The 9061-nt window shown below is 75.9% G+C and carries 10 protein-coding genes; 8 read left to right on the top strand and 2 right to left on the bottom strand.

Annotated elements, in window-relative coordinates; genetic code table 11:
• The first annotated feature begins 272 nt into the window (after positions 1-272).
• Positions 273-710: an alternative ribosome rescue aminoacyl-tRNA hydrolase ArfB gene (gene arfB, locus ACPCUX_RS17080; protein ID WP_423389229.1), complete on the top strand. Its 438-nt coding sequence runs from the start codon at positions 273-275 to the stop codon at positions 708-710.
• Positions 711-812: 102 nt separating this feature from the next.
• Here arfB and ACPCUX_RS17085 read toward each other — a convergent pair whose 3' ends face one another.
• A complete protein-coding gene (locus ACPCUX_RS17085) occupies positions 813-1442 on the bottom strand; it encodes a putative glycolipid-binding domain-containing protein (RefSeq protein ID WP_423389230.1) in 630 nt (209 codons plus the stop codon).
• 61 nt (positions 1443-1503) lie between these two features.
• Between ACPCUX_RS17085 and ACPCUX_RS17090 the strand changes: the two genes are divergently transcribed.
• The gene (locus ACPCUX_RS17090; RefSeq protein WP_423389231.1) at positions 1504-1923 is read left to right on the top strand and encodes a VOC family protein; all 420 of its coding nucleotides are present in this window, start codon (positions 1504-1506) and stop codon (positions 1921-1923) included.
• Here ACPCUX_RS17090 and ACPCUX_RS17095 read toward each other — a convergent pair.
• Entirely contained in the window at positions 1920-2576 is a 657-nt protein-coding gene (locus ACPCUX_RS17095; RefSeq protein ID WP_423389232.1) for a helix-turn-helix transcriptional regulator, read from the bottom strand. The two genes, ACPCUX_RS17090 and ACPCUX_RS17095, sit on opposite strands and share 4 nt — an antisense overlap.
• A gap of 229 nt (positions 2577-2805) precedes the next feature.
• On the opposite strand from ACPCUX_RS17095, the gene ACPCUX_RS17100 reads away from it, so the two are divergent.
• From ACPCUX_RS17100 to ACPCUX_RS17125, 6 genes are all read left to right on the top strand, one after another.
• The gene (locus ACPCUX_RS17100; protein ID WP_423389233.1) at positions 2806-4626 is read left to right on the top strand and encodes a fatty acyl-AMP ligase; all 1821 of its coding nucleotides are present in this window, start codon (positions 2806-2808) and stop codon (positions 4624-4626) included.
• Positions 4623-4889, top strand: coding sequence for an acyl carrier protein (locus tag ACPCUX_RS17105; protein ID WP_144723492.1), 267 nt, complete (start codon positions 4623-4625; stop codon positions 4887-4889). Before ACPCUX_RS17100 ends, ACPCUX_RS17105 begins: the two co-directional genes overlap by 4 nt.
• Positions 4886-5926: a 3-oxoacyl-[acyl-carrier-protein] synthase III C-terminal domain-containing protein gene (locus ACPCUX_RS17110; RefSeq protein ID WP_171467176.1), complete on the top strand. Its 1041-nt coding sequence runs from the start codon at positions 4886-4888 to the stop codon at positions 5924-5926. The genes ACPCUX_RS17105 and ACPCUX_RS17110 overlap by 4 nt, the downstream gene beginning before the upstream one ends.
• The gene (locus ACPCUX_RS17115; RefSeq protein ID WP_423389234.1) at positions 5923-7380 is read left to right on the top strand and encodes a hypothetical protein; all 1458 of its coding nucleotides are present in this window, start codon (positions 5923-5925) and stop codon (positions 7378-7380) included. Before ACPCUX_RS17110 ends, ACPCUX_RS17115 begins: the two co-directional genes overlap by 4 nt.
• Entirely contained in the window at positions 7377-8690 is a 1314-nt protein-coding gene (locus tag ACPCUX_RS17120) for a type III PLP-dependent enzyme (RefSeq protein WP_423389235.1), read from the top strand. Before ACPCUX_RS17115 ends, ACPCUX_RS17120 begins: the two co-directional genes overlap by 4 nt.
• Before the next feature lie 72 nt (positions 8691-8762).
• Entirely contained in the window at positions 8763-9047 is a 285-nt protein-coding gene (locus ACPCUX_RS17125) for an acyl carrier protein (RefSeq protein WP_061268877.1), read from the top strand.
• The last annotated feature ends 14 nt before the right edge of the window (positions 9048-9061 follow it).

Raw genomic sequence — 9061 nt, forward strand, 5'->3', positions numbered from 1 at the left:
GAGAGTGTAGACAGGCATGGTTCCTCAGGTTCCTTCCGTCGGTATGTAGCCACGCTAGGACCTCGACCACGGTTGAGGTCAAGGAGGGCGCGCTGTGATCTTGCAGGTCGGACGGGTCGTCCCGCCCGTCGAACGGCTGCGCCGAGCACGCGGTCCGCGACCGGGAAGGCCCTTTCCGCTCGCTCGTCCCGTGCTCGACGGACGGTGGTCGGGAAGGGGGCCGGGGTCCGAATCCGTTGGGCTGGGGGGTCCTCGTCGGGCACGATGGACGGATGCCCGACGACGCCCGCACCGGCCTGCGCGTGACGACCGCACTGGTCGTCCCCGAGGCGGAGCTGTCGTGGCGGTTCTCGCGCTCGTCCGGCCCCGGCGGGCAGGGCGTCAACACGACGGACTCGCGCGTCGAGCTGTCGTGGGACGTCGCCCGGTCGGCGGTCCTCACCGACGCCCAGCGCGCACGCCTGCTGGACCGGCTGGGTCGCCGTGTCGTCGGGGGCGTCGTCACGGTCGCGGCGTCCGAGCACCGGGAGCAGCGGCGCAACCGCGAGGCGGCGCGCGCCCGGCTCGCCGCGCTCCTGGCCGCGGCCGTCGCGCCGCCCGGGCCGTCGCGGCGGGCGACGCGGCCCACGCGCGGGTCCGTCGAGCGGCGGATCGCCGCCAAGAAGCGGCGGACCGACGTCAAGCGCCTGCGCCGCCCGCCGCAGGACTGACCGGGCGGGCACGCCTCGCCGACCACGACCCTGCGCGCGGTCGAGCACGAGCCTCCTGTCGTCCTCGACGCGAGAGCGACAGCAACCTCGTGGTCGGCGGGGTCAGAGGCGGCGCGCGAGCTCCGGGTAGTCCACCACGAGACCGTCGGCGTCGACGGTGAGGTCGGCCGTGAAGTCCCGCGTCGCGCTCGTGTACGTGACGACGCCCTGCCCGGTCGCGGGGTCGAGCGGCTCGCGCGCCGCGTAGACCTGGTCGCTGCGCAGGACGCGCAACGACGGCACCTCGACCCAGGCCATCACGAGGTGCGTCTCGTGCGCCGGCGGGTCGTCCCCGAGCAGCCCGAGCCGCAGGATCGGCATCGTGTTCGTCACCGGGCAGAGCGCGACGTCGCAGTCCAGCGCCCCGTCGAGCGTGGCCGGGTCCTCCACGCCGGGCGCGGCCAGGCCCGACGGCGGCGTCCCCGCCTCGCGCACGTCGGCCCGCCACGCGCCGTCGGGCATCCGGACGAGGTCGAGGTGCCGCGACCACCCGAGGCCCCGCACCGACACGTCGAGGTGCTCCGTGACCCAGCCCGGCCCGGTGCGCAGCGCCCACGCCGTCGCGTAGGTGGTGGCGCGCGACGTGCCGAGCGCGGCCAGGCGGTCGCCGCGCACGGTGACCGTCGCCGCCTCGAGGCGGTCGGGGTCGTCGTCCCAGCCGGTCCATGCGACGTGCCTCGTCCGTGGGCTCACGCCGGTCAGTGTGGGCCGAAAAGCCGGTGCCCGCGCGGCGAGCGCGTGGCAGGGTCGCGCCATGACCTCTCGTATCTCCCACACCACGTTCGACGCGCGGGACGCCTACGCGCAGTCCGTCTTCTGGGCCCAGGTGCTCGGGTACACCGACGTGCCCGGCGACCCGAACCTCCCCGGCCACGAGGAGTGCATGATCGTCCCGCCGGCCGACGCGACGACGCCCGTCGAGAGCCGCGGGCACGTCCTGTTCGTCGAGGTGCCCGACGACAAGCAGCTGAAGAACCGCGTCCACCTCGACCTGCAGCCCACCGACGGGTCGCGCGAGGAGGAGGTCGAGCGCCTGCTCGCGCTCGGCGCGACCCAGGTCGCCGACCGCCGCACGCCCGACGGCGGCGGCTGGGTCGTCCTCGCCGACCCGGAGGGCAACGAGTTCTGCATCCTGCGCAGCGACGCCCAGGTCGCGGCGGACGCGGCGCGCTAGCGGTCGGTCATCCGGATCCAGCCGCGCTGCGCGGCCCGGACGCCGGCCTCGAACCGGCTGGTGGCGCCGAGCCGCCCCATGAGGCCGGCAGCGTGACGGCGCACGGTGCGGGGCGAGACGCCGAGCCGGACGGCGACGGCGGTGTCGGTCTTGCCCTCGGCGAGCAGCCGCAGCAGCGTGTCCTCGCTCGGGGCGAGGGCGTCGCCGTCGGGCCGTGCGCGGTCCCACTCGGACTCGGCGAGGGCGCGCAGCGCGGCGACGGCGTCGCGGTCGGTCACGGCGCGCGTGCGCCCGGGGCGCGCCACGAGCACGACGGTGTCGTCGAGGGCGACGAGCGACACCGGGAGGGAGGTCGCGACCCGTCGCTCGACCGCGGGGGCGCCGCCGCTCGCGTCACCGGGGTGACCCGCCGCACGACCGGGGCCGCCGTCCTGCGCGGGCGTGCCGTCCGTGACCTCGCCGCGACCGGCACCGAGCATCACGACGCGGAGGCGTGCGGCGTGGCGGGCGCGCTCGCGGACCCGGAGCCACAGGGGCTCCGGGCAGGTCTCGCTGCCGTCGTCGAGGACGAGCACGTCGTGCGCGCGGCGCAGCGCGAGGGCCCGCGCGGAACGGCGGGCCCCGAGGACCGGGTCCCGCTCCGTCGAGGTCACGCCGTGTGACTGTAGTCGACCCCGGCAACGGTCCCGGGCCGTCCCGCGGTGCGGACCGATGTGACGGGTTGCGGTCGAGAGAAGGCATTTGTCCTCTTCCGGCCACGTGAATTTGTTTACACCGCGAGCAACCGCTGCGAGGCTTCCCCCGGACCGCCGGGGTGGGGCGCGTGCTTCCCGGCGTCCGCGTGCGTCGGGACGGTCCCGGCGCCGGCGAGCAGGGGGCGACGTGGGCGTGCTGCCGGACGACCGGACTCTCGTGGACCTCGTCCGCGACCATGTGCGCGAGCGCCCGGACCACCCCGCGGTCGTCGTCGTGCCGGAGGTGGGGGAGCGTCGGACGCTCACCTACGCCGAGCTCGACGCGCAGGCGGCGGCGCTCGCGGGGCGGCTCGCGTCCCTGCACCAGCCGGGCGACCGGGCCCTGGTCCTCTACTCCGCCACCGCGTCGTTCGTCGTCGGGCTCCTCGCGTGCTTCTCCGCCGGGCTGGTCCCCGTCCCGTCGCCCCTCCCGGGCGGGCAGGCGTACCAGCGCGAGCGCGTGCGGGGCATGCTCGCGGACTGCGACGCCGCCGTCGTGCTCGTCGACCCGACCGCCGCGATCGAGACGACGGAGTGGGCCGTGCCGCTGCGGCGCGCCGACGGCAGTCCCGTCGCCGTCACCGTGGTCGACGGCGCGACGGACGGCCCGGCGCGGCGGGACCGCCCCGGTCCGCAGGACGTCGCGTTCCTCCAGTACACCTCCGGGTCCACGAGCAGCCCCAAGGGCGTCGTGGTCACGCACGCGAACGTGCTGCACCACCACGACGCCTTCACGACGACGCTCGGCCTCGTCCCGGACGACGTCTTCTGCAGCTGGCTCCCGGGGTACCACGACTTCGGCCTCGTCGGGATGCTGCTCGTGCCGCTCGGCCTCGGGGCGACGGCGGTCGTCGTGCCCTCGACGTCGTTCCTCAAGCGCCCTGTCCGCTGGCTCTCCGCCATCACCGAGACGGGGGCGACCGTCACGGCGTCGCCGAACTTCGGCTACGACCAGTGCGCGCGGCGCGTGCGCGACGACCAGCTCGCCGAGCTCGACCTGTCCCGCCTGCGCTGGGCGCTCGGCGGCGCCGAGCCGGTCGACCCGGCCGTCCTCGACGCGTTCACGCGCCGGTTCGAGCCCGTGGGCTTCCGCGGGTCCGCGCACGGCCCGGGCTACGGCCTCGCGGAGGCGACGCTGACGGCCACGTACCCCGACAGGCGGCTCCCGCTCGTCGTCACGGCGGACGAGACGGCGCTCGCCGACGGCCGCCTGGTCGTGACGGAGGAGGCGACGTACCTGTCCGCCCTCCCCGACGCTGCGGCGGTCGAGGGGCCGGGCGCGCGCCTCGTGTGCTGCGGCGTGCCGAGCGGGGTAGAGCTGCGGGTCGTGGACGGCGAGGGCGCCACCGTGCCGGACGGCGCGGTCGGCGAGGTCTGGCTGCGCGGCGGCAGCGTCGCGGCCGGGTACTGGGGCGACGCGGCGGCGTCCGCGACGGCGGAGACCTTCGGCGCCGTCGCCGCGGACGGCACGGGCCCGTGGCTGCGGACCGGCGACCTGGGGGCCCTGCACGGCGGCCAGCTCGTCGTCACGGGCCGCATCAAGGAGCTCCTCATCGTCGCGGGGCGCAACCTCTACCCGTACGACCTGGAGCGCGAGCTGCGCCGCCTGCACCCCGGGGCCGAGGGCCGCCCGGGCGCGGTGTTCGAGGCGGACGGCCGACCGGGAACGCTGTGCGCGGTCCAGGAGTTCCGCCCCACGCCGGGCGCCCGGGCGGGCGGGGCGGCGAGCGCCGAGGAGGAGCTGGACGCCGTCGTCCGGCAGATGGCGGCCCACCTCGCGACGGTCTCGGGCGCCGCGGTGCACGACGTCGTCCTCGTGCGTCCCGGCCAGGTGCCGCGGACCACGAGCGGCAAGATCCAGCGCGGCCGGGCGCGCGACCTGCACGGCCGGGGCGACCTGGCCGCGCTCCACTCCCTGCGCGCGGCCCGCGACCGCGCGCACCCCGAGCTCGCAGGGAGCCGACCATGACCGCACCCCGCCCCGACGCCTTCGACGACCTCGTGCTGCGCCACGTCGCCACCGCGCTCGGCGTCGCCCCCGCCGACGTGGACCCAGGGGCCGACCTCGCCGGGCTCGGCCTCGGCTCGGTCCAGGTGCTGGCGCTGCTCGGCGACCTGGAGGACGTCCTCGGCGTCGACATCGACCCGGAGGCCGTCGTCGACAACCCGACGCCCCGCGCGCTCGCGGCGCACCTGCGCAGCGTCGTCGACGTCCCCGGGACGGCGGCATGACGACCCTCGTCGACGTCGGCGCGCACGTGCCCGCGACGCGCGTGCCGATCCGGGACCTCGCCGACGAGCTCGGCCTCGACCACCTCGAGCTCGGCGTGTTCGAGCGGTTCTTCGGGCTGCGCGAGGTGTGCACGGCGCCGGGGCAGACCCTCACCGACCTGCTCGTCGCCGCGGCGCGCGCCGTGCCCGGGCTCGCGGGCAACGAGCACCGCGTCCGGTACGTGCTGGGGGCGCGGACCATCGCGACGGTCGCCCCGGTCGGGATGAACCCCCTGCACGACGCCGCGACGCGCCTGGGTCTGGACCACGCGGTCGTGTGGACGCTCACCCAGCACGCGTGCGCGTCGGCGCTGCTCGCGGTCGACCTGGCGGGGCGCCTCCTCGCGTCGGACGGCGACCCGGACGCGCTCGCGCTCGTGCTCACGGGCGAGAAGGCGTTCAGCCCGGGCTCCCGGCTCATCGAGGGCACGACGATCATGGGCGAGGGCACGGCGGCGTGCCTCGTCGCGGCGTCAGGCCCGGCAGGCTCGTCCGCCGACGGGCCCGCGTCGGGCAGCCCCGTGCTCGCCTACGCGACCCGCACGCTGGGCGAGTACCACCAGGTGCCGCTCCCCGAGGACCTCGCGGGCCCGTTCGGCGTCGCGTACACCGAGGTGCTCGCCGAGGTCGTGCTGGAGGCCGTCGAGCGCGCGGGCCTCACGCTGAACGACCTCGCGCTGGTCCTGCCGCACAACGTCAACCGCGTGTCCTGGCGGCGGCTGTGCGCGCGTCTCGGCCTCCCGCTCGCGCGCGTCCGGCTGGACGACGTCCCGGTGACCGGGCACTGCTTCGGGGCGGACTCGTTCATCGGCTACGCCGCCGCGCGCGCCGAGGGCCGGCTGCGGCCCGGCGACCCGTTCCTCATGGTCGCCGTCGGGCTGGGCGCCACGTTCTCCGCCATGGTCCTGCGCCACGAGGCCTCGGAGGGCTCCGGGGTCACCGGGGTCTCCGAGGACTCCGACGGCGCCACGGCCCACGACACGAAGGAGCAGGCATGACGGTCGACCAGGTGACGGGGACCGCCCCGCAGACCACCACGGCGGCCGGCCGCGAGCCGTTCCTCGCGCGGACGAAGCGCGCGCTCGCGGGCGCGCCCGACGCGCCGCTCGTCCTGCTGGGGAACGTCGAGGTCGAGGACGCGTGGGCGGCCGGGGAGGTCGGCCTGCCCGCCGTCGGCGGCGCGTCGGCGACGGCGGCGCTCGTCCACCGCATGGACGAGCTCGCGCTGCTCCTCGCGGGCCCGCGCGACCACGTCGTGCTCAAGGCCGAGCCGGACCCCGACCACCTCGCGCACCTGGACGCGCTCGGCGTCGGGCTCCCCACGGTGCACGTCGCCGGGTCGAGCGACCCGCTGCGCACGGTGACGCTCGACGCGCTCGACTCGCCCGCGCTGCTCGCGCGCCTGGGGGAGCTCGCGGCGGACGGCGTGCGGCTCCTCGCGCACGGGACGTCGTCGGCCGAGGAGGACCTCGCGACGGCGACGGGCCTGCGCTCGGTGCTCCCCGACGCGGCGACGACCAAGACCGTCAACAGCAAGGTCTACAGCCGCGGGCTGTGCGACGAGCTGGGCGTGGAGCAGGCGCGTGGCTGGGCGTGCCGCACCGTCGAGGACTTCGAGCGTGCGTGCGCCGAGGCCGCGCGGCTCGTCGCGGACGGCGCGACCGTCGGCGTCAAGGACGCGTACGGCGTCTCCGGGAAGGGGATCCTCGTCGTCGACGACCCGCGCCGGCTCGACCAGCTCGTGCGCATGGTCGCGCGCCGGGCCGCGCGCTCGGGCGACGACCGCCTCGCCGTCGTGGTGGAGGTGTGGGCCGACAAGGCGACGGACGTCAACTACCACTTCACCGTCGCGCGGGACGGCTCGGTCGCGTTCGACTTCGTCAAGGAGGCGATCACGGAGGGCGGCGTCCACAAGGGCCACCGCATCCCGTCGCGCCTGCCGGCGGAGCAGGTCGACGCGCTGGCCGAGCTGTCGGGCCGCCTCGGCGCGCGGCTCGCGGCCGACGGCTTCCACGGCCTCGTCGGGGTCGACGCGCTCGTGCGCACCGACGGCCGGCTCCTGCCCGTCCTCGAGATCAACGCGCGCAGCAACATGTCGACGTACACCGTCCCGCTCCAGGAACGGTTCCAGCCCGACGGGTGGGTCGCGCTCGCGCGCCAGTACCCGCTGGTGCTCGACGCGCCGCTCCCGTTCGCGGCGCTCCACGACCTGCTCGGCGACCTGCTGCCCGGCGCCCCCGGCGAGGCGGGCCTCGTGGTCCAGGGGACCGGCACGGTCAACGCGGGGGCGTCGGGCGCGTCCGGGCCGACGCCGGGCACGACGTTCGCGGGCCGGCTCCACGGCCTCCTCGTCGCGCCCGACGAGGACACCCTGACCCGCCTCGACCGCGCCGTGACGGAGCGGCTGGCCTCGCGGCCCACCGGCCGCTCCACCGAAGGAGACGCCCGATGACCACGAACCGGCCGACGACGCCCGGGAGCGCGGACCTCGCCGCGGTCGCGGAGCGGTACGGGACCCCCGTGTACGTATACGACGGCGACGTGCTCGCCGCGAACTACCGGGCGCTGCGCGAGCGGCTGCACCCCGCGCTGGGGATCTTCTACTCGCTCAAGGCGAACCCCAACGTCAGCGTCTGTGGGCTGCTGCACGCGCTCGGCGCGAACGCCGAGGTGTCGTCCCTCGCGGAGCTGCGCACCGCGCTCGCCGCGGGCGTCGCGCCGCAGGACGTCCTGTTCCTCGGCCCCGGCAAGAGCCGGGACGAGCTCGTCTCGTGCCTCAACACGGGCGTGCGCGCGATCATCGTCGAGTCGCTCCCCGAGCTCGTGCTCGTGGACGAGCTCGCGCAGGCGGTGGGACGGCCCGCGCGCGTCGTGCTGCGCGTCAACCCGTCGTTCTCGGTCAAGGGCTCCGGGCTCACCATGGGCGGCAAGCCGCGCCAGTTCGGCATCGACGAGCAGCAGCTCCTCGACGCGCCCGACCTGTGCGCCGGCCTCACCGCGGCCCGCGTCGTGGGCGTCCAGGTGTACATGGGGACGCGGATCCTCGACGAGGGCACGATCGTCGAGAACACGACGCGGATCTTCGAGCTCGCCGAACGGCTCGCGGAGCGCCTGCGGTTCCCGCTCGAGCTCGTCGACGTCGGCGGCGGCCTGGGCGTCGCGTACTTCGAGCGCGAGCGCGACCTCGACGTCGAGGTCCTCACCGCGGCGCTCAACCCCGTCGTCGAGGCGTTCGTGCAGCGCCACCCCCGGACCGACCTCGTCATGGAGCTCGGCCGCTACCTCGTGGCGCTGTGCGGCACGTACGTCGCGCGCGTGCGGTACGTCAAGGAGTCGATGGGCGAGCGGTTCGCCGTGGCCGACGGCGGCACGAACCACCACATGGCGGCCGTCGGCATCGGGTCGTTCGTCAAGCGCAACTTCCCGATGCGTCGCGTGGGGCCCGCGTCGACCGCCGAGGACGTCGCGTGGAACGTGACGGGCCCGCTCTGCACCCCCAACGACACGATCGGCAAGGCCGTGCCGCTCCCGGCCGACCTCGCGCCGGGCGACCTCGTCGCGGTGGACCGTTCCGGCGCGTACGGCGCGACGGCGTCGCCGGTGCACTTCCTCAGCCACGGGTACCCGGCCGAGGTGCTCACGCTGGGCGACGAGACGTTCCTCGTCCGGCACGCGGACACGCCCGACGACCTCCTCGCGCGCCAGGTGTTCCACGACCTCGGTGCGCGGGTCGAGCCCGTCGCCGTCGGCGCCGTCCCCTGACCCACCGCCCGTCCGCCGTCGTCCAGCCACCGCCCGCCCCGCGGGCGCCGACCCACCACCGGAGGAACCATCGTGAGCACCAGCACCGAGCCGCAGGAGGCCCTCGGCCGCGAGCGCGTCGTGGGGGCCGTCGTCGAGGCGCTGTCGAGCGTCCTCGGGCGACCGCTGCCTGACGTGACTGCGGCGACGCGCCTGTTCGACGACCTCGACCTCGACTCCACGAGCGTCCTCGGCCTGCTCATGGCCCTCGAGGACTCGCTCGACATGGAGGTCGACCCGGAGTCGCTCGAGCAGCACCACCTCGAGACGGTCGGCTCGCTGACCGACTTCGTCGTCGAGCACTCGACCCGGAACTGACGTGCCGCTCGGGG

Source organism: Cellulosimicrobium sp. AB352 (genome assembly GCF_049538415.1).
Classification (GTDB): domain Bacteria; phylum Actinomycetota; class Actinomycetes; order Actinomycetales; family Cellulomonadaceae; genus Cellulosimicrobium; species Cellulosimicrobium funkei.

Excerpts from the sequence above, each read along its gene's own strand:
- ACPCUX_RS17120 (WP_423389235.1), top strand. The coding sequence starts at position 7,377 with ATGACCACGAACCGGCCGACGACGCCCGGGAGCGCGGACCTCGCCGCG.
- arfB (WP_423389229.1), top strand. The coding sequence starts at position 273 with ATGCCCGACGACGCCCGCACCGGCCTGCGCGTGACGACCGCACTGGTC.
- ACPCUX_RS17115 (WP_423389234.1), top strand. The coding sequence starts at position 5,923 with ATGACGGTCGACCAGGTGACGGGGACCGCCCCGCAGACCACCACGGCG.
- ACPCUX_RS17110 (WP_171467176.1), top strand. The coding sequence starts at position 4,886 with ATGACGACCCTCGTCGACGTCGGCGCGCACGTGCCCGCGACGCGCGTG.
- ACPCUX_RS17105 (WP_144723492.1), top strand. The coding sequence starts at position 4,623 with ATGACCGCACCCCGCCCCGACGCCTTCGACGACCTCGTGCTGCGCCAC.
- ACPCUX_RS17090 (WP_423389231.1), top strand. The coding sequence starts at position 1,504 with ATGACCTCTCGTATCTCCCACACCACGTTCGACGCGCGGGACGCCTAC.